The 19,079-nt window shown below is 61.1% G+C and carries 21 protein-coding genes and 1 pseudogene; 4 read left to right on the plus strand and 18 right to left on the minus strand.

The features are described 5' to 3' along the window. Positions 1–493: 493 nt before the first annotated feature. From V8324_RS18140 to V8324_RS18210, 15 genes are all read right to left on the minus strand, one after another. The gene (locus V8324_RS18140; protein ID WP_336421324.1) at positions 494–940 is read right to left on the minus strand and encodes a DUF6362 family protein; all 447 of its coding nucleotides are present in this window, start codon (positions 938–940) and stop codon (positions 494–496) included. Beyond that, entirely contained in the window at positions 933–1,142 is a 210-nt protein-coding gene (locus tag V8324_RS18145) for a hypothetical protein (RefSeq protein ID WP_442970575.1), read from the minus strand. The genes V8324_RS18140 and V8324_RS18145 overlap by 8 nt, the downstream gene beginning before the upstream one ends. Continuing rightward, a complete protein-coding gene (locus V8324_RS18150) occupies positions 1,139–1,675 on the minus strand; it encodes a crossover junction endodeoxyribonuclease RuvC (RefSeq protein WP_336421325.1) in 537 nt (178 codons plus the stop codon). Before V8324_RS18150 ends, V8324_RS18145 begins: the two co-directional genes overlap by 4 nt. 138 nt (positions 1,676–1,813) lie before the next feature. Next, positions 1,814–4,750 carry a DUF7146 domain-containing protein gene (locus tag V8324_RS18155; RefSeq protein WP_336421326.1) on the minus strand — a complete coding sequence of 979 codons (2,937 nt, stop codon included), beginning with the start codon at positions 4,748–4,750 and terminating at the stop codon, positions 1,814–1,816. Further along, positions 4,747–5,052: a hypothetical protein gene (locus V8324_RS18160; RefSeq protein WP_336421327.1), complete on the minus strand. Its 306-nt coding sequence runs from the start codon at positions 5,050–5,052 to the stop codon at positions 4,747–4,749. The genes V8324_RS18155 and V8324_RS18160 overlap by 4 nt, the downstream gene beginning before the upstream one ends. A gap of 25 nt (positions 5,053–5,077) precedes the next feature. After that, positions 5,078–6,361: an ATP-dependent DNA helicase gene (locus tag V8324_RS18165; protein WP_336421328.1), complete on the minus strand. Its 1,284-nt coding sequence runs from the start codon at positions 6,359–6,361 to the stop codon at positions 5,078–5,080. Further along, positions 6,358–7,131, minus strand: a complete 774-nt coding sequence (locus tag V8324_RS18170) for a hypothetical protein (protein WP_336421329.1) — start codon at positions 7,129–7,131, stop codon at positions 6,358–6,360. Before V8324_RS18170 ends, V8324_RS18165 begins: the two co-directional genes overlap by 4 nt. A 14-nt stretch (positions 7,132–7,145) precedes the next feature. Beyond that, complete coding sequence (locus tag V8324_RS18175) at positions 7,146–7,346, minus strand: DUF6511 domain-containing protein (RefSeq protein ID WP_336421330.1); 201 nt, start codon at positions 7,344–7,346, stop codon at positions 7,146–7,148. Positions 7,347–7,570: 224 nt separating this feature from the next. Then, positions 7,571–7,816, minus strand: a complete 246-nt coding sequence (locus V8324_RS18180) for a hypothetical protein (protein WP_336421331.1) — start codon at positions 7,814–7,816, stop codon at positions 7,571–7,573. Next, entirely contained in the window at positions 7,801–8,535 is a 735-nt protein-coding gene (locus V8324_RS18185; RefSeq protein ID WP_336421332.1) for a hypothetical protein, read from the minus strand. The genes V8324_RS18180 and V8324_RS18185 overlap by 16 nt, the downstream gene beginning before the upstream one ends. Positions 8,536–8,540: 5 nt before the next feature. Beyond that, positions 8,541–9,389 carry an ATP-binding protein gene (locus V8324_RS18190; protein WP_336421333.1) on the minus strand — a complete coding sequence of 283 codons (849 nt, stop codon included), beginning with the start codon at positions 9,387–9,389 and terminating at the stop codon, positions 8,541–8,543. Beyond that, positions 9,386–9,874, minus strand: a complete 489-nt coding sequence (locus V8324_RS18195) for a hypothetical protein (protein ID WP_336421334.1) — start codon at positions 9,872–9,874, stop codon at positions 9,386–9,388. Before V8324_RS18195 ends, V8324_RS18190 begins: the two co-directional genes overlap by 4 nt. A gap of 43 nt (positions 9,875–9,917) precedes the next feature. Beyond that, positions 9,918–10,265: a hypothetical protein gene (locus V8324_RS18200; protein WP_336421335.1), complete on the minus strand. Its 348-nt coding sequence runs from the start codon at positions 10,263–10,265 to the stop codon at positions 9,918–9,920. Further along, positions 10,265–10,561, minus strand: coding sequence for a helix-turn-helix transcriptional regulator (locus V8324_RS18205; protein ID WP_336421336.1), 297 nt, complete (start codon positions 10,559–10,561; stop codon positions 10,265–10,267). The genes V8324_RS18200 and V8324_RS18205 overlap by 1 nt, the downstream gene beginning before the upstream one ends. A 200-nt stretch (positions 10,562–10,761) precedes the next feature. Next, a complete protein-coding gene (locus V8324_RS18210) occupies positions 10,762–11,445 on the minus strand; it encodes a hypothetical protein (RefSeq protein WP_336421337.1) in 684 nt (227 codons plus the stop codon). Positions 11,446–11,560: 115 nt separating this feature from the next. Here V8324_RS18210 and V8324_RS18215 point away from each other — a divergent pair, with 115 nt between their 5' ends. Further along, positions 11,561–12,238, plus strand: a complete 678-nt coding sequence (locus V8324_RS18215; RefSeq protein ID WP_336421338.1) for an XRE family transcriptional regulator — start codon at positions 11,561–11,563, stop codon at positions 12,236–12,238. A gap of 102 nt (positions 12,239–12,340) precedes the next feature. On the opposite strand, the gene V8324_RS18220 is transcribed toward V8324_RS18215, so the two are convergent. The 3 genes from V8324_RS18220 to V8324_RS18230 are packed head-to-tail and all read right to left on the minus strand — an operon-like array spanning position 12,341 to position 16,742. Further along, positions 12,341–13,360, minus strand: coding sequence for a hypothetical protein (locus V8324_RS18220; RefSeq protein ID WP_336421339.1), 1,020 nt, complete (start codon positions 13,358–13,360; stop codon positions 12,341–12,343). After that, complete coding sequence (locus tag V8324_RS18225) at positions 13,357–15,387, minus strand: ORC-CDC6 family AAA ATPase (RefSeq protein ID WP_336421340.1); 2,031 nt, start codon at positions 15,385–15,387, stop codon at positions 13,357–13,359. Before V8324_RS18225 ends, V8324_RS18220 begins: the two co-directional genes overlap by 4 nt. After that, positions 15,384–16,742 (minus strand): metallophosphoesterase family protein, encoded by a 1,359-nt coding sequence (locus V8324_RS18230; protein WP_336421341.1) that lies wholly within the window; start codon positions 16,740–16,742, stop codon positions 15,384–15,386. Before V8324_RS18230 ends, V8324_RS18225 begins: the two co-directional genes overlap by 4 nt. Before the next feature lie 523 nt (positions 16,743–17,265). On the opposite strand from V8324_RS18230, the gene V8324_RS18235 reads away from it, so the two are divergent. From V8324_RS18235 to V8324_RS18245, 3 genes and pseudogenes are all read left to right on the plus strand, one after another. After that, complete coding sequence (locus tag V8324_RS18235; RefSeq protein ID WP_336421342.1) at positions 17,266–17,463, plus strand: DUF2924 domain-containing protein; 198 nt, start codon at positions 17,266–17,268, stop codon at positions 17,461–17,463. Positions 17,464–17,867: 404 nt separating this feature from the next. Continuing rightward, a complete protein-coding gene (locus V8324_RS18240; protein WP_336421343.1) occupies positions 17,868–18,320 on the plus strand; it encodes a DUF2924 domain-containing protein in 453 nt (150 codons plus the stop codon). Then, a pseudogene (locus tag V8324_RS18245) lies at positions 18,317–18,988 on the plus strand (recombinase family protein); the annotation flags it as partial. The gene V8324_RS18240 and the pseudogene V8324_RS18245, both read left to right, overlap by 4 nt. Positions 18,989–19,079: the final 91 nt, after the last annotated feature.

The raw sequence follows: 19,079 nt of genomic DNA on the forward strand, positions 1-19,079 counted from the left end.
CCGCCGGCCATCCGAAAAACCGGATCGACGAACTCCTCCCTTGGAACTTCCAGACGTCAAGCTGAAAAGCCCGTGGGGCCCAGCTGGCGCTTACAGTCCACCTGCCAAGAGACTGTTATCGCGTGGTAATTTCTGGTCTCAGGGGTGGACTCCGACCGGGGTGGACTCCCAAAAAAACGGCCCTGACGCTGGCGAAATTGCGCGCTGCGCCCCCCAGCATACGAAGTGCACGAAAAGGAACCGTAAAATCAATGGCTTACGGGTCGGCGGAGACAGTTTTTCCGGTCAGACGGTGGGCGTTTGCCCGGTTTCGAACTGTCGCCGCTCTCGTGCCATCGTGTCCCCTTCTGGATTCCGATCTGGACTCCGGGTGGACCCCGGAATCCAGTCGTGTCGTGCTGTCCCGTCGCTCACGCCTCATGCGAGCATAACCCTTTTGTAGGCCCCTCGAGCTTCGCAGTGAACCCGTCCGGATGTCTCTCCGATAATTCCCTCACAGGACGATTTTCCTTGACAGCCGGTCGGCGTTCTCGATCACGAAGCGCCGCGATCGCTTGGCGGACGGCACGCGCCCGTTGAGCCGCCATGTGATCAGCGCCACGCCGTATTGCCAGTGCCGGTTGGCTGCCGGGCGGCTGAGCCCGATCTCCCACGTGATCTTCTTCCACGGCTTGCGGTTGGCGCGCAGCCAGACGATCCGGGCGTCGTCGCGCTCCAGCCAGCGCAGCCAGAGCATGGCCTCATCGGCTTCGGTGATCATGCGCGGGCTGGGTCGCGGGCGTTTCATCTCGGGCTCCTGGCCCACGTGATCGGCGAAGCTGTGGAAATACTCGGGCCAGGCGTTGAAATAGCCTGTCGGCTTCACCGCGGGCAGCTGCGCGAACACGTCTGCCGCAAGCTCCAGCCGGTCCTGTACGCGGCCGGTGGTCCAGTCACTCATTGCGCACCTCCCGGACGGCGGGGAGTTTGCCGTACAGACGCTCGCCCAGTTGCCGCACCAGTTCCCGCTCTGGCCAGGTCAGGCGATGGTCATCGAGCGAGACCGCCAGCATGTGCTGCTCGTGCCAACCGTCGCGCTTGACCTGCTCGGGGTCGCGGCGGTGACCGCCGTAGCCTTTCGGGGCATACCGCATCCCGGTCATTGCACACCTCCCTGCGTCTCGATGGCCCAGAGCAGGATGGCGATGGCATCGGCCTCGTTGTCGTCAGCGGGCGAGAACCCGCGGGCGCGGGCTGCGTCGATCATTGCCTGCTTTGGAGCATTGCCCTTGCCGGTGGCGTGGCGCTTGATCGTGCCAACAGGGACGCCGGCATAGGGGATGCCACGCAGCTCGGCCCATGCCGTCAGCGTGGCCATCAGACCGCCATAGACGTGGCTCGCATCGGTGCCCGCATGCCGCCTGACTTCCTCAAACCAGATCGTGGCGAGCGGCCCGGACAGCCGGTCGATCTCGGTCAGCCAGTTAGTGAACCGCAGATACCGCATGCCGCCGCCGTCGTAGCGGCCGGGTTTGAAGCGGGCCGTACCGCTGGTGATCAGGCCATCATGATCACGGATGGCCCAGCCGGTGGTGGTGCCGAGGTCGAGCGCCAGGATGGTGCGCGCCGCCGCGGGCGGGATCTGCGTTTCCGGGGTTGCGCCGCCATGAGTGGTGGCAAGAGTCGGTTCAGCCATGAGTGGTCTCCTCTTCTGGTTGGCTGCTCGGGTGGAAGACGACGGCGGTTGATGCTTGGCGGTACCGGACGCCGTCGTCGGATCGGAACTTTTGGTCAGGACAGGGCACACGCAGCGGGCCCGTAGTAGGCGGACGCATCATTCGAGCACCTCCCTGAGCCAGTCAGGCACCGAGCCTGGGCTGTGTGAGGTGGGCGAATCTGCCTCACACCCATCCTCACACCCATAAGCTTTTGATTTCATTGGCGCGTGTGAGGTATGTGAGGAATGTGAGGCATTTTCCGGCCTCTCCTTCGCGTGCGCGCGCGTGCGCGCATGCGTAAGGGTACGGGAGTTTACCTCACACACCTCACACCCTTCGGTTTTCTGCTGCGTATTCAGTGAGTTGGACGTGTGAGGTAGGGCTTTCGTATCCTCACACCCTACCTCACACACCTCACACCCTTCAGCAGGCGATTGGGGTGCGCGATCCCCCGTGATCATCAGAATCCAGCGTTGCGAGCGTCGCAGCGTTCTGCTGAACCTCAGTTGGAGCTTCCGCCCATCCACATCGAAAACACGGTCTCGCATCCGACTGATGCCACGACCGAGCTCTGCCGTGTCGATGGTCTTGCCCTCGCGGCCCACCGGGAGCTTCGGGTCGGCGAATAGCGCCAGCTCAAGCACATCGCTTGCCCCCACCTCTGCGGTCCCAAACCGGTCCCACCAGCTTGAGATGAACCCGTTCCACGCCGCCCCTTCATTGTCGGATGCTTCCATCATTTCCTCTAGATTGCCGAGGAAACCGGGGATGCCGGCCGTCTCGAGCACGCCGCCCATGACCTGCGCCCAACTCTCGTAGGAGCCGATGGTCTTTGTGCCGCGCGGCTTGCCCGCGGCGATCCATGCCTGGCAGAGCGTCAGGCAGGCGGCGACAATCCGGCCGCGATTGGCGCGGATCCAGACCATGAGATCGGGATGGCGGAAGCTGGACCGCTGCCAGGGACGCTCGACATTGGCATCGAGCCGGATGCGCACCAGACGGCGCGCCATCTCGTTGGAGAATTCCGGGTTGTTGCCCGTCGCGATCCACAGACAGCGGATCGGCAGCCGGGTCATCTCGGATTGCCCGAGAACGCGATCCTCCCAGAAGGGCGCGGTGAGCGCGGCGGCCACGGCGGAGTTGTCGAGCTTGGCGCGCAGGTTGTCGATCAGGATGATCGAGGGGATCTGGCGCAGCTTGGCGGTGACGCGCTTGCGCCATTCCTCGTCGTCGCGCCCCTCGGTCATCACGCTGGCGCCGGTGCCGGTCAGGATGGTGGCCACGGCGTCGACCATCAGCGTGGCCCCGGTGCCGGGCGTGGGTTTCTCGATCAGGTGCAGCGGTGTGGGCCCGTCGATCATCCCGCGCAGGAAGCCGAGCAGCAGGAGCGCCACGACATGCGCGCGCTCGGCCTCGCCGGTGAAGGGGAAATCGCCGAAGAGATCCTCGCAGATCAGGGCGCGGGCCGCGGCAATCTCCGCCTCGGTTGGCCGGCTCGGAATATCGGGCACGGTAAAGCCCGGCGCCGGCACGTAGAGCAGCCGGGCGTCGGGGTGATAGCCGGGCGTGGTGATCAGCGTGCCGGTGCGGCCGAAGACCGGCGTGTTAACGATGCCGGTCAGCACCGGCAGCGCCGGGTCGGGCGTGGCGAGCACGGATTTCACCACGGCGACGGGCGGGGGCGCGGGCAGCAGCTCGCCCTTGGCGTTCTCGCGCACCCAGCGGGCGAGCCGTGCCAGCATGTGGCGCAGGCGCTCCTCGTTGAGCATGGTGGCCACCGGACGCCCCTCATCATCGGGGACGACCCATGTGGGCTGACCGGCGAAGCGAAAGACCCATGGCGTGCGGTTCGATGCCATGACCACGCTCCAGACCTGGGAGACCGAGCGGCCCAGATCGCCCTCGTCGGCGCGCAAGGTCGGAATGTCCTCGCCCGACCCCTGATAATTGACCGGGCGATGCTGGCCGATCTGCAGGACGACCTTGGTCTCGGTGATGGCCTCCGCATCGGCGATCAGGGTGGCTATGGCCTCGGGTCCGTCGCGCACCAGAAGATCGTTGAAGTCCTGTCCCTCTTCGGGCGGTCGTGCGATGGCGACATCGCGCCCTTGCGCCCGAAGCCGGCGGGCGCAGGCTTCGGCGGCACGCAAGCCGGCGCCCGATACGTCATGATCGGCCAGGATCAGCACGCGCTGCGCGGCGGGCGGCAGATCGATCTGCTCCAGCCCGGAGGTCGACAGCGTCGCCCAGACGGGCAGATCGGGACAGGCGGTCATCACCGCGAGCCCGGTCTCGATGCCTTCCGACAGCGCCAGCCGGTCGCCGGTCCCGAGCGGCGCGAGCCGCACGGCACCGCCGGCGATGCGCCCCATCATCATCTTCGGCTTCGAGACCGGAGCCTTGCGCACTTCGTTGGCGTCTTCAACGAGGTAGGTGCGGTGCAGCCCGATCACCTCGCCGCTGCGATCGCGGACCTGCCCCAACAACGCCGGATAGCCGGTCCTCGTCTCCCAATGCGTCAGGTCGGGATGAAACAGCAGGTCGGTCTCGTCCGGCACCGCCAGAGCGCGGCCGGCAAGGTATGTCGCAGCAGGCGTGTCCGTGAGCGGCACGGCTCTGGACAGGATATGGGCGATATCCTGCGTTGCATCGCGCTTTGGCGCAGGCTTGGCTGGCGGTGCCTGGCGCATCGGGGCACCGGAGGTCACGCCGGTCATGTTGGCCGCCTCGACGATGAGGTCGCGGCCCGTCAGGCCGGTGCCTTCCTCGATCGTGCTGATCGGCCCGCCGCCCGCATTGCCGTCGAAATCGATCCAGTCGCCGGCATGCGGGCCGCGCAAGCTGATGACGCAGGAGCCGGTATTGCGCGGGGCGTCCCCGCGGATATTGGCCAGCCGCCACTCATCGCCGACGCGCTTGCCGTTCGGGAAGAGACGCGGCACCCAGCTCTCGGCCGTCTCGCGCAGGCGCTGTACGATCAGGTCCAGATCGTAGCGCTCGGGCTGGGCATGGGCCGGGGCGACATCATTGAGATCGATGACAACGGCACTCATTGAAAGGCTCCCGGCGGAACGACGCCACCGAACCAGCTTCGGTCGCTGCGAATGGCGATGAACCCGAAACCCGGACCCCGATGCTTCGGGTCGGGAACGATCCAGAGATCCTCACCCTTGTCGTAGAAGGCACCGTGATCCGGGCCATAGAGCCGCTCGATCAAGTGCTCTATCGGAACCTCGCGCAGCGCGTCCTCGAGTGCCTTGATGTCCTCGACACTCCTGCCGGAGCTTTCGGCGAATGCCCGGCGTTCGGCGTCCTTTTCCTCCGCCGAGCGCGGGTCATGGGATCGTTTGTGCATGATGGTGTCCTTCTTGATGGGTGTGTCATGACAGGATCAGCAGGCCGCGCTCGGCCCGGGTGATGGCGGTGTAGAGCCAGCGATTGCGTTCCTCGGCGGTGCGACCGAAGCCCTCATCAAAGACGATCACAGTGCCGAAGGAGTCCCCCTGCGCCTTGTGGCAGGTGATCGCGTAGCCCCAGCTGGACTGGATGAGCCCGCGGCAGGCCATCCATTCGCGGCGGTGCCGATCCGGATCGAAGCGCACATGATCGTCGAATTCGCCGCGCCAGAACTCCTGCGTCCCGGAGACACATGTTCCATCATCCGTCTGCACGCTGGCGCGGAAGGCCCGGTCGTTGTGCGGATGCGCCTGCACATCCGTGAGGGTCAGGAACATGCCATTGATCAGCCCCAGATCGTGGCGGTTGCGCAGGCAGATGATCTTTTCGCCGGCACCCGTGGGGTAATCGGCGTCAAATCCGGCGGCGTGCTTCATCGCGGTGTTGAGCCGCCGCCGCATGGCATGTGTGCCGCAGATCACCTGTTCCCCCTGCAGCATCTGCGCGGGGCCGATCTCGTGGCGGGACATCTTCCAGACCTGATCGTCGAAGGCGCCGAAGGGGATGTCGTGACCCTCGCGCGCCATGGTTGCGAGCCGCAGGATCGGGCTGTCGGCGGCCTGACGGTGCACCTCGGTGAGCATCACATCCGGCACGGCCTCGGTGAAAACCCCCGTGCTTTTCACGGGCGGCAGCTGGCCCGGATCGCCGAGCACGAGGATCGGCTTGCCGAAGGCCAGCAGGTCGTGGGCCATGTCGGCACCGACCATGGAGACCTCGTCGAGCACCAGCAGATCGGCATCGCGCAGATCGGATTGCGGGTTCAGCACGAATTGCGGCGCATGGATGTGGTCGAGACGCAGTTTCAGCTGCGCGATCTGAGCCTCGGCAAAGCTTCGCTCGGCGACGCCCATCCGCGGCAGATCGCGCTCCAGCGCCGCGAGTTCCTCGGTCACCCGCGCGATTTCCTCGGGCGAGGCCTCGGAATGGCGATAGATCAGGCTGTGGATCGTCTGGGCCGGGGTTCCCTTGCGGGTCATCACCAGCACGGCCTTGCCGGTGTAGGCGGCAAAGAGTACGCCGCCCAGACCGCCCGGGGTCATCGGCTCCAGACCGAGCGCCTCGATGGCCATGGCGGTGATGGTGGTTTTGCCCACGCCGGCGTATCCGAAGACCCGGAACACCTGCTGCTCGTGCGTGCGATGGAGATACCAGTCCCGGATGGCGGCAATGGCGCACGTTTGCGCGTCCGTGAGGTTGACGCTCATGGCTGCCCCTCCGTCCAGCAGCGCGCGGCAAAGGGGCAGAAGCGGCAGAGGTAGAAATCGGCATGGGCGGCGATGCGCGGCAGCAGATCGCCGGCGTCGGCGGCACGCAGCACGTCCACCGCTTTGTCCGACAGCACCTGTGCGGCGCCCGCGTCGAAGGGCACATGCTCGTGGAAAAGCTCGCAGGTATCCTTGTTCAGCGCGGTGAACAGCGCGGCCTCGAGGCGCATGTATGCCATGTAGATCTGCAGCTGGCCGTAATAGACGGGCTTGGAGACCTGCACGCCCTTCTTCGCTGTGTCATTCCAGCTGGAGGCTTTCAGCGCCTTGTGCTCCCACAGCACGGGCCACGCGAGGCCGAGATCCGGGCCATCGACGATCACCCCGTCGACATGCCCGCGGATCCGCCCGCTCGCGGTCTCGAAGCCGAACTGGCCGCCATCACGCCTCTCGGTGCGCAGATCCAGCCCGGCCGCGCGCAGCCATCGGATGGCCAGATCCTCGAAGACATGGCCGGCCTCGAAGATGCGCAGGGTCCGCCCCTCGATATCCTTGCCCGGATCGACTGGGGTTTTCGTGAATTCATAGACGAGCCGGCGCGCACAGGGCTCGCCGATCCGGCTGGCGCCGAGATAGTCGCGCGGGCGCTGCTTTTGCCGCTCTGCCTCGAGGGCCGTATCGAGCCGTGTGTTGATCCGTGTGCCAAGGGGCTCAGGATCGGTGGTGCGACGTCCGTAGACGAAGCCGGACTTGTGGTTAAGATCGAGCATACTCAAAACCCTCTCTAAAAAGGCACGTCGCCGGCATCGGTCTGACGCCGCATTGAGGCCTGAAAGCCATCGACGCAGGCCTCGATCACGCGGTCGATGTCGGCGGCCGGGCGATGATAGAACGGCGCCATCAGCCCCATCTCCGTCAGCGCTTCGGCCAGCGCGCGGCGCGCCTCGACGATGGCGCGGGTTTCCATGTCGGTCTTGTCGATCATGCCGTGGTTCCTTTCGGCGTTGGCCGAGCCTGCCGTGAGGCAGGCCATCGAGCAGAAGCGGTGGTGTGGATTGCGGCCCCAAAGCAGGCCGTGGCAGTAACCGAAGCCCCGGGCCTCCCGGCCGCACAGCGCGCAGGGTTGGCGGCGGCCTAGCTCGGCGCGGCGTTGGGGGCTCCGCCCGTTCGCGGCTGAAACTCTCCCCCGGAGAGTTTCCGAGACGCCGCTCACCCCATCAGAAGCAGGTCGAGGTTTTCGCGTTCCTCCGCGTCCGGCGTGGCGGTGCGACGCTCCGAGGCCAGCACGAGGAAGCGGCTGATCGCGTTTGAGGCCATGCATTCGAGATCCTTTCGCGTGAGGGTGGCGATGGGGCGGTCGAGCCGCCCCCGCGCTTCCAGCCAGCGCCCCATCGCGAGGGCCGCCTCCGTGGTGACATGCGCCTGCCATTCGTCCGGGCTCACGGGTTGAGCCACGCCGGACCGCCCGACGGCTGCGCGCCGCTCGCGGATTTGGGGTCAGTGGGTTCGGAGGCGGGCTGGGCGGAGGATGACGACCAGGCGGGCGCGGCCGGCGTGGCCGCGGGCTGCGACTGGCCCCAGGCCGGCGTCGCGGGCTGCGCGGGGGCGGTGGCGGGACGGGACTTGTTCGACGGCTGCGCCGCCACAGGCTCGCCCGCCATCACCCGTCGCCACTCGGGTGCGGTGGGCAGCACCACATGGTCGAGCTTGTTGGCGTCCTTGTAGGAAGGGTTGCGGCTCGGCTCGATCTGGGTCTTGGCCACAAACGTGATCCCGTCGAGATCGGCCAGCCCGCGCAGCATGCGCTTGGCCTTGGCCGCCTCGCTCATGTCCTCGGGGTTCAGCCCGAGTGCGCTGTCGATCATCGCGCGGAACTGGCTCTTGGAGATCTTCCAGCCGATCGACTGGCCCTGCTCGTCGAGCTTGCCGCCCTGGACGGTGAAATTCTGCCAGAACTTGCGCCGGGCATGCGGCCCCTCGGCCACGGTGAATTCGGCATCCACCGACAGCACATCACTGCCGGGCTGGTTCGAGGGCTTCAGCAACCCGCGATCCACCTCGCTCATCCCGTCCGTGCCGCCCTTGCGGATGGACATTGTCACCTTCGCAAAGGTGCCGTCGGGGATCAGGTCACCGGATTGCTGTGGCGCCACATCGTTCATGTCGAAGGTCATTTCGATTATCCTTTCGGGGTCTGGTTGATCTTGTTGAGAAGCGCGCCGAGGTCGGCGGGCTCAGTGAGGTCGAGCTTTCCGCTGCGGTCCTTGGCCGGCAGGCCCCAGGGATTGCCGGAGTGGCAGACAAGGCGGCGGGCTTTTCCCTTCTCGGGGTCGTGCTGCCAGGTGACCGTGCCGTCCTCGCCGGTCTCCTGCGTGAACAGGCCGAGCGTCAGGACCTGGTCGACGATGCCGGGCAGTTCGCGCGCGGCCTTGCCGCCCTCCATCTGCGGCTGCCAGGTCACGCGATTCATGTCATCGATGACCTTTTCGAGGATGCCGACGAAGATGACCGTGCGCCCCGGCGCATGCTGGAGATGCTTCAGCAGCCCGATGACCTCGCGCGCCAGCAGGCCGTAGGCGCCGCGCGTGTCGGGTTTTCCGGTCCGTTCCGACAACGCTTCGGGCCGGGTCTTGGCCCATGCCATCGCCTGGCGCGTCAGATCTGTGATGCTGTCGACAAAGACGATGCGCTTGGTATCGAGCCGGGCGGCGAGATCGGGATAGAGGCCGCGCAGATGCGCGTGATGGGCCTCGGAAAAATGTTCGTCGGGCTGGGCGGCCGGGTTCGCGCCCCCGATGAGGCAGGCAATGTCGACCGCATCGGCAAAGCGGCGGATCGGCAGGCTGTCGCCGCGCCAGTGCTGCACCGACTTGAGACCCGCCTCGAGATCGAGACACACGGTCTGTTCCTCGGGCATGGTGGTGACGAGGGTTGTTTTGCCCGACCCGCTCGGCCCGAACAGCGCCATGGTGGTCTTGCCCTGCGCCTCCTGCAGGCGCTCATCGGCGGTAAGAATGCGCAAGCTCATCGATCGCCTCCCTGTGCGAGAAGCTCGACCTTCAGCGTGCCGGTCTTCACGGTGCGCGCCGGCTCGAATTCGGCCCGGATCGCGTCGGGCCAGGCCGTATATTTGCGCTCGGGCACCTTGATCGCGATGTCGACATACTGAGCGGGATCGTCGCCGGTGGCGCGGATGCGCTCGACCACCGCGGCCAGCTGCGCCTGATCCCACTCCACCCGCTTCGGCAGGTCCGCGACGATGGTGAAATCGCCATCATCGAACCTGACCGTACCGGTGTCCTTGCCGTGGGCCTGCCGTTCCTCGGCAGCGTGGTCGGCGTAGCGCACGCTCAGCGCGCCATCGAGGCGGGTCTTGGCGGCCTTGTCGCGTTTGAGCCGCGCGTCGATTTCGTGCTGCAGGATGGCCAGCAGTTCGACTGGCATCTGCGCGATGTCCTGAACGCTAAGCTCCGACAGGTCGTCCGGCGTAGGGGTGTTTGCGGGAAATGGCATATTTGTGCCTCCTTGATTTGCGGGTTGGGTCTGGGTGGGGGTGTCAGGCTGCCTGCGCGTCGAGCAGCAGCGCGGACAGCGACGCGGTGGCGCCCTTCGGCTTGGGGCGGGCGATGGCGATGTAGGCGAAGCGGTCGGTCTCGAGCCGCTCCTGCACGAGATGCACCAGGCCCTGTTCCGCGGCGCGAAACGCGGCATCCGCCACGCCGCGCAGGGCAAGGCGCCGGTCCGTCGGCAGCGTCGAGAGCGCCTTGTCCGCATCGACCACGAGAAAGCCGCAGTGATAGATCAGGGCATCGCCGGCCTCGGCCTGCGCAATCCACGCATTGAGGTCGATATCGGTGAGGTGCGGTGCGGCCGACTGCCGGTTGCCATGGGGCGCGGTCCTCATCAGCATGCCCGCGGCGTGCGCTGGAGGGCGGTGGACTGGCTGCTGGCGCGCGCCGGATCGGCCGTGAGCCGCCGCGGCGGCTGCTGGGCCCGGGCGACCGCATTGCGGATCGTCAGGGCACGCTGAAGCTGGCTCTGCTCGAACGCCTCGACATCCGCCAGCCGGTAGACCACCCGGCCGCCCAGCTTGAGAAACACGGGCCCCTGACCGGTGGCACGCCAGCGCTCCAGCGTCCGGTGGGAAATCGCCCAGCGACGGGCCAGCTCCTTCTGGTTCATGCAATGCGTCTGCAACATCGGTCTCTCCTCTCATGCGGCGTTGAGAGCATATTGCCGGATCGCGATGTGGGATGTCGTCAGGACTGGCGGGGGATGCGGTGGGGGATCAGAAAGTCGTTGCAGGACAAGGGTGGAGCCGTGGATCAGAGGATCTCATCCCCTTCCATCCCCCACCCATCCCCTTCGCGATCCCTCAGCGAGCGCGGACCGGCGGCGATTCAGTCGATGTTGAGACGGTATCCGCCGCGGCGATCCGAGCGGACGAGTCGCCGCCAGTTCGCCTGCGACTTGAACACATCGGCCATGCGCAGGCTCCTCGAGCCGGCACCGTAGAGGATCGCCTTGCCGTTCTGCCAGGGCTCGCCCGCCAGTGCGGCGGCGTGCAGCGCGCGCACCACCTCCGCCTGGATCGGCCCCAGCTTGAAGCGGTCGCCGTTGCAGCGCACCTCCTGGTAGTCCGCCGAGTGGATGAAGGTGGGCGCTTCTCCGGCATGATCGCCGGCAGAAAAGCCGGTTTCGATCTCGAACCGATCGCGTTCCTCGCGCGTCAAAAGCAGGTCGCCGATCAGCACGAAGACAGGCTCGGAGCCGCCAAAGATGCGTGCATAGTCCGCACGCGGCGTACGAAACGAATTCAGATGCAGTTCGCCGCACCGGAAAAGCTGGAAGACGTCGCTGGCATGCAGATCCAGAAGGCCGCTATAGCGGGTCTGCTCCCACGGCATCCGGCACGCCTCGCCGTGCGAGGTCTCCTCGATGTCGCCGAACTCCATCGGGACGCCGAAGACACGCACCGAAAGGCGCAGCTGGTCGTTCTCGGCGAGGTAGATCAGGTCCGCTTCGGTGATCTTCCAGCGGTCGAGCACCTCGGGGAGCGTGAAGTACGATTTCTCGATGTGCATGCACTGCCCTCCCGACGATTCCCGTATAGAGTGTTTACCTTCTGTTCCTATTGGCTTGACGCTGTCCGATCAATCCTGTTTTATCCTTTTCAATCCACAGAGCGTTGGGGACAACATGGCCGAGCATCATACCCTTGCCGACCGTCTCAGGGCCCGGGCCCAGCAGCTTGGTCTCAGCCCCGCGCATGTCGCCGAGATGGCCGACGTCAACCGATCCTTCGTCTACGATATCCTTCGCGGCCGTTCGACACGCCCCGGCATGGAAAAGCTGGGCGCCGTCGCCGGGGTGCTGAAGGTGGATCGCGACTGGCTGATCCACGGGATCGGAAATGTCGAGGGCACGTCACCGTTCATCGAGAGCCCGGATGAAGCCTTCGTGGCGATCGCGCATGCCACCCCGCGGCCCTCGATGGGCGGCGGCGCCGTCGTGGAGGAGTTTGAGGAGACAGCCGACCGCGCCTATCATTTCCGGCGCGCCTGGATCCGGCACAACCTCAAGGCCAACCCCGCGCAGCTGCGCATCATGCATGTCGAGGGCGACAGCATGGCGCCCACGCTGCTCGATGGCGACGCCGTGCTGGTGGACATGGCCCGCCGCGCCCCCAATCCGCCTGGGATCTTCGTGCTCGACGATGGCCTTGGGCTGGTGGCCAAGCGGCTCGAGCACATCCCCAGCAGCGATCCGCCGGCGGTGCGGGTGATTTCCGACAACGGCTTTTATAGTCCGTACGAGCGGACGGCAGACGAGATTCACATCGTCGGACGGATTCGCTGGTTTGCAAGGGAAATCTGATCTAACCAAGCCAACCCATGAGGCCAGCTGAACCACGAATTTCGCGTATCGAAACCGGCCAGTGAACAAACTCCACCACCGTAGCTAAAACAAAATGATACATCATGGTAAAAGGTGGCGAATATCTGGATTACAAAAGTTGCTTACTGTACTGATTGAAACATTTCCCGAAGCACGTACATCATGCCGACTATACTTTTTTGGTACACGGCCAAGAAGTGAGACGGAACCCTCAAATTTCTCAGCAATCGCACATGCTGCTACAGCTTGGGGCTTTGGGCCGGTAGCCAAAATTTCGATCGCACATTCCCGCGGCAACGCCCGGACTATACTTAGATACTCTAATATACAATCATTAACGGAGTGTGCAGAAGTCTCTCTGAAATTAGTTTCTGGGACATGATGCTCCCTCATTATACGCGCCTTTTGTTCATGCGCGGTTTTGAAAAGCTCCGGTGAGCCGCCCGATTTCGCTGAAATAACAAATACATGATCGTAATCAGGGCCGTCCAATAGGTCCGATATAAGCTTAACGTCTCCACCGATTCCAGCAATGACTGCTCGCTCAACGGAAGTGCCACCTTTTCCCTGAGCGAACCGAATTGGAAAGAACTGATCCGCAACTCCTTGATCAAAGGTTAAATTTCCAGCAGCCGACGAGTAAATACCTTCGCAATACCCCCAGTGAATCTTGGGATAACTGTCTCTTGATAAAAGCATTCTATAAAGCGTTTGTGTCATCGCCTTGGGCATTATCGTATAATCCACAAAGCAAGTTAGAGAGTCGGCGCGTTTAGCCAATTCGGCGATGAAACCGTCAAGCTCGCCTTCCCAGCTTGTTCGGTCTTGCGCACTGGTGAACCTCCGAAGCTCAAAATCATCGAAGCTTTCGCTCAAAAGGGCTTCTAACTCATGCTCTTGTCTCTCTCCCATACCATCATCGAGAAACCGTATGCCATACGCCCGCTTTCCCTTGATCGCACCGGACCTTGCAAACTCCATGCATCGAGACTCCCAGCCGAGCACAAAAATTGCGTCGTCAACTTCCAACTCCTCGATGTCACCGACGTTGAAATGTCTTTCCTCGAAGGAGTATCCGTTAAAGATCATCACAACACTCAAACATCAAATCTCTGTTGCCGCCGATCATGGCCCACCATGCGATCAAAATAGTCTTCAGCCCACAGCTTAGGAGAAACAGGGTCGGACTGCGAAAGCAAACGCACAAGTAGTCGAGGATCAATGCGAACTTGTTCGTACGCGCCGCGTGGAGAACAATCCAAAACAGGGCATAGTCGTCGATGTAGCCGAAATGCAACGTCCTCTCTTTCCAACCCAGCCCGATTTTCCTCGAGACGTATGAACCCATCGCGCTCGATACGACGAAGAAGACCATACAGATTTGAGAACTCATATTCTGACGCTGATACGCTAAACTGCTTGACATTAACCTTAAAGATACCGCGTTCGGGGTAGCGCACAGCCTCGCCATTCTCGTTGTAGTGATGAAGGATACGTTGGAGTTCCGCGAGACCGGAGAGAAGATAAAATATATGCGGTTCTCCAGAGTCCTCGATACCTTGAATCGTCTCGTAAGAGTGATGAGAAACATTACGAATACAGCGGTCTTGAATCTTTATCGAAAATCTCTCTTCAGAGTTAAGAAACCTTCGGCAAGCCTTCGCAAGAGTAATATTTTGATTGTCAGAGGATGCACCCCTACTTGTATGGAGGCTAAACATCTCCGCCATCACGTCTAAAAAATCACGTATATTACCATCACTAGCCCAAAGTACGAACCGGTCCCCGGCATACAAGGGTGGCCGCTTACAGACTCGACAAGCGATTATATACGCGGCAGCGCTCTTTCTGTGGAGTTCTTTCCTAAGTCGAGTTTGATCAGGCTCGGACCCAAAGGAAAGAACATCAAGGTCAAGCGAAGATATCACCACGTGCTCAACATAGGGCATTCGGGTGGCACTCACATGGAATGATTCGCGTTGACCAACACCGATAACACTTGCTAACTTTGCCTTTGTTGTTCCAACTTCACTCTTAAACTTTTGGACCGCAGCGCTCTGATAACCTTCCAAAATTTCTGAAACCAAAATATTGTATGAAGGTCGTCCACATTTCGATAACTCAAATTTTGTATTTTCACGGACATTTTCGGAAAGCGATGACCTAAGAAAGTTGTTCAGCCTAAGCGTTGCGACGCTCTCGCAAAAATTACGAAAGTCCTCCTCTGACCTGTCATCGACATCGCAAATATTCCGGTCTGCATGACTAAGGGAGGTTTCAGGGATTGTCGTCTGAATTGTATTATACTGCCCCCTGACATAGGCGACTACCCATTTCGCGATACCTTCAGTTGATCGAAGATAGGTATTGAGTGCGCGCTGCTGCAGATCACTGAGGTTCTCACAATCGTCTAGCAAAATGTAAAGATCCACCTCTTTTCCCCTTGGCAATCGTTCTGACCTGATAGAGGGGACAATGCTTTCTCTAATGAATTTAATAATTGTAGTTGGGGTAAAGGCGTCCATTGCTGAAATAGCATCAGCGATCCGAACTTGGTCGTAGGTGGCCAGAAACGCGCCTCGAATGTGTCGAACGAGACGCAGCGCATCATTATAGTCCGACATTAAGTTAACATCGGCTACGCCAATTTCGTTCAGAATCTCTCTCAGCTCATCGCAAGCTCTTTTTTCCTTCCTGCCGGAGAAGTGTATCAACTCTCTATCTTCAAGCGACCTAAGGTCTTCAAGGAGACTTTCCAGCACGCTCAATTCAAAAAATGAGCAGAAGAGTTTATACCGGTTCAGCTCTGACACAGTTCTGCCATGTACTTTGGAAACCTCGTTCAGGACCTGCTCAGTTAAGTGCTGAAAGCTGTGGTTGAATTGCATATAACAACCAAACCAATGAAAGGTGCGTCCCTTGTATCCATATTGCTGGGCGAGGAAGTCGTTCTCAATTAGCGTTTTCGTATGCAGGGAGCGCAAAACGGTTGTTTTACCGCTGCCGCGCGTACCTACTACGAAGTCGGGTTTCTTTGTCTTAGCAAGAGATCTTGCCCAGGGTGATAACCACACTACAGGGCGGTTTTCGTGCTCGAACTTGGTAGGCTGAAAGGGATTCAACATCATGCGCCCATTTCTGAAATCTCGAGCCGCCATTTATGGCGAGGTTTTCCCAAGTTTGCGATTTTCATCGCCCCTGAGCAAAACAATAGCATAGCAAGATGCTCGAGATCATCATTAGCAAGATCCAATTCTTCGCACTCCTCGATTAACTCTGACCACGTCAAGCGCGTCGAATCTCGCAATTTGTCCCAAAGCCTTCGGGCATTCTTGGTCATCAGAACAGAATGGTCCGTGATCAAGGGGAAATATCTAGTTCTTTGGTCTGAAAAATTCCCAATGTGTCCATTTTTGTTTGGTCTATATTCCGTCACTCGGACCAAAAAGATGTCATCATTTTCGTCGTGAAATAGACCAACCTCGTTGAAGCCCTCCCATATGGGAGGCGCTGACACCGAAATGATTTTGGCCGTATGGCCGGTTTCGCCGTATGCCTTTGGTCGAACGATTGTTTCGATTGGGCTCTCATGAATGTGCCCGTGTAGGTATAGAATTACTTTTCCCGTTTCAAGCAGTGCATCCCTCAGTAGCCCGGCATTGAGCATTTCGGCATAAGGTGTGATTCGGGGAATTCGTTGGGGAAGGATATTGTGATGGGCGCATATAAGTGCGAAATCTTTCTGTCCATTGGAAATCCAGCCTAAAAGAGATCGAAGGGCGTATTTAGACAGATACGGAGTGTCCAGCTGATTATACAGCTGGTCAACGCGGTTCTTCACTTTTCCTGTGATTGCGCCAAATTCTGGCTCAGCTCGTGCGTCTTGTTCGTGTTCAAAGAATTTTACTGGTGTCTGTTCAAGCTGGTCATCCTGAAAATCAGCTTGGAGCTGCTGCGGCAGCAGATGCACGGACATAGATCCGATACTCGTATTGAGAAGGCAGATTTCTAACTGACCGCCATCACGGTTTTTGATGGCGTGAAAAACACTGTCCTCTACTGGTGGCTCGTTAAAGCCGCACTCCCGAAATGCTTTTCTTACTGGTTCAAACTTGGCGATCGGACCTTTTTTTGCCGCATCGACCTTTGAAACATCATGGTTGCCTGGCACTCCGCACACTGTTGGCTGATGCCGGTTTCCCGCATCCTGTAGAAGTGTACATAGGATTCTTGTCGCTCGGCTAATATGTTCGGTTTGCCCGCGGGAGGTATAGTCGCCCATGAGCACTACAGAATCGATTGATCTGGAGTTTGCGACTTTATTCAATGCGGACAACACCATCGAGAGACGATTTTCGGTGAGGTCTTGGATGATATCTTCAGAAAAGGCACCATCCTTCAGGTCGAGTGAAGTTTTTTCGCTCGGCCAATCTGGCAGGTGTACGTCACCGATCTGTAACAGGCGCGTTATTTTCGTATGCATGAATGGCTTATGGGTCCTCAATCTTACCTGACGAGGTGACCTGTTGTTTAAGCGCGTGTCAAGGTGAAGCGGACCGCTTCCATCATCAGACCTCTCCTGCTGTTTACAAATTCTCGTCGCCGCGCGAGAGTACGGTAACCCTCGGCTTTCACTTGAAATGCGCCCGCCAGAGCGGCGAACGTGAAGCAAACCGCTTCCAAGGGTTCGCTCCCCATATCTGACGACATCGCCTTCGGACCGCCCATCGAGACGCTCACCACCGATGAGCGACTGGCGGAGTTGGCTGCGATCCTCGCCAGTGCGATCGCGCGCACCAACCCACAGAAAGGGAACGATAAATCTCCGATCGACGGAGACAGTTCGCTGGACGTTCTCGCCCTCAGACACCGTTGTCGGAGACAGGTGCGAAACCGAGTTGGAGACGACGCACGAGGGAAAATTCTAGAAAATCAGCGCAAAGCTCCCCATCGCTGTTCAGGCAGCGGGGATCGACGTACTGGCCGACCTTGCGGCGCTGTAGGCCATGACGGTGCCCGAGCTTCAGGAGAAGTGGCAGATCACTTTCGGGGAGCGCGCTCCGAACGCCAGCCGCGGCAACCTCGAGCTTCGGCTCGGCTATCGCATCCAAGAGCTGTGCCATGGTGGGCTGTGCCGCGAGACGCGTCGGACGCTCGATGCGTTGGCCGACGAGGGACGAGCGGAAAGCTCGGCAACCATGTGATGGACCCGTGCAGGCCAGCCCGCGAAACTAAGCTGGTCCGAGCATGGGGGCGCGAAGATCATATTGTTACCGTTGCAACTCACGTCGCCTTTGGTTCCCATCGGAGACGCACGCTTACGCAGCACCCCCATAAGCCTATGATTATAATTGTTTTTGGGGTCTGATCGGATAGCGTTTTCCCATGCAAAACGCGATCCACACGACAAGGCGTGGGCCCAACGCTCTGCCCCCGGACCAGCTGACACCCAACGAGCGCCGCACCGAGTTGTGTGGGCTGCTGGCGCTCGGGCTAGTCCGTCTGAAGGAGCGCGATGGCGTCGAACCTTCTGAAGATACTGGAGAAAGTTGCCTACACTCTCCGCCCGACCGATGCCTTCATGCAACTCCATTCACCGGAGAAAACCATGACGACGCATGATCCCATCCCTGCGCGCCTGGCCGCGCTGAAGACCACCACCACCCCAGACCTGAAAAAGCAGTGGCGCGACCTGTTCGACAGCGAGCCGCCGCCCTTCAATCGGCGCTATCTCGAAAGCCGGCTGGCCTATCGCATCCAGGAGCTGACCTATGGCGGGCTGAAGCCCGAAACCATCCGGCGGCTGGAGCGGCTGGGCGAGGAACTTGACGGCGGCGACAGAAAGAAGAGCCGCATCCGCGCAGACCTGAAACCCATCACCGGCACGCGGCTGCTCCGCGAATGGCAGGGCGTCGAGCATGTTGTCACCGTCACCGGGGAAGGCTTCGAGTGGCAGGGACGGCCCTACAAGTCGCTGTCGGCCATCGCGCGCGCCATCACCGGCACGCGCTGGAACGGGTGGGTCTTCTTCGGGCTGAAGAACCGGAGGGGCCGCACATGACCAAGCCCATCGTCCGGAAGCAACGCTGCGCGATCTACACGCGCAAATCCTCCGAGGAAGGGCTCGAGCAGGAGTTCAACTCGCTCCACGCCCAGCGCGAGGCCTGCGAGGCCTACATCGTCAGCCAGAAGGCGGAGGGCTGGGTGCTGGTCCGCGATCAGTATGATGATGGCGGCATTTCCGGCGGTACGCTGGACCGTCACGGCCTGCAGCGGCTGGTGGAGGACATCGAGGACGGGCTGATCGATGTGGTGGTGGTCTACAAGATCGACCGCCTCAGCCGCTCGCTCGCCGATTTCGCCAAGCTGGTCGAGGTGTTCGACCGCAATGAAGTGACATTTGTCTCGGTGACGCAGTCGTTCAACACGACCANCGAGGTGTTCGACCGCAATGAAGTGACATTTGTCTCGGTGACGCAGTCGTTCAACACGACCACGTCCATGGGGCGGCTGACACTGAACATACTGCTGTCGTTCGCGCAATTCGAGCGCGAGGTGACGGCCGAGCGCATCCGGGACAAGGTTGCGGCCAGCCGCAAGAAGGGCATGTGGATGGGCGGGGTGCCGCCCTACGGCTACCGCGTCGAGAACCGGAAGTTGTTGGTCGATGAGGACAGCGCCGAGCACGTCCGCTGGATCTTCGCCCGCTTTCTCGAGATCGGTTCGGGTGTGAATCGGCATGCAAAAGTGACCCACCTGGGTGGGTTATGATCATCTAAAACTGACCCACCTGCCACGTTAGCATCCGTGCGTTCATGCA

Origin of the sequence: Roseovarius sp. D22-M7 (assembly GCF_037083785.1) — a bacterium.
Lineage (GTDB): Bacteria > Pseudomonadota > Alphaproteobacteria > Rhodobacterales > Rhodobacteraceae > Roseovarius.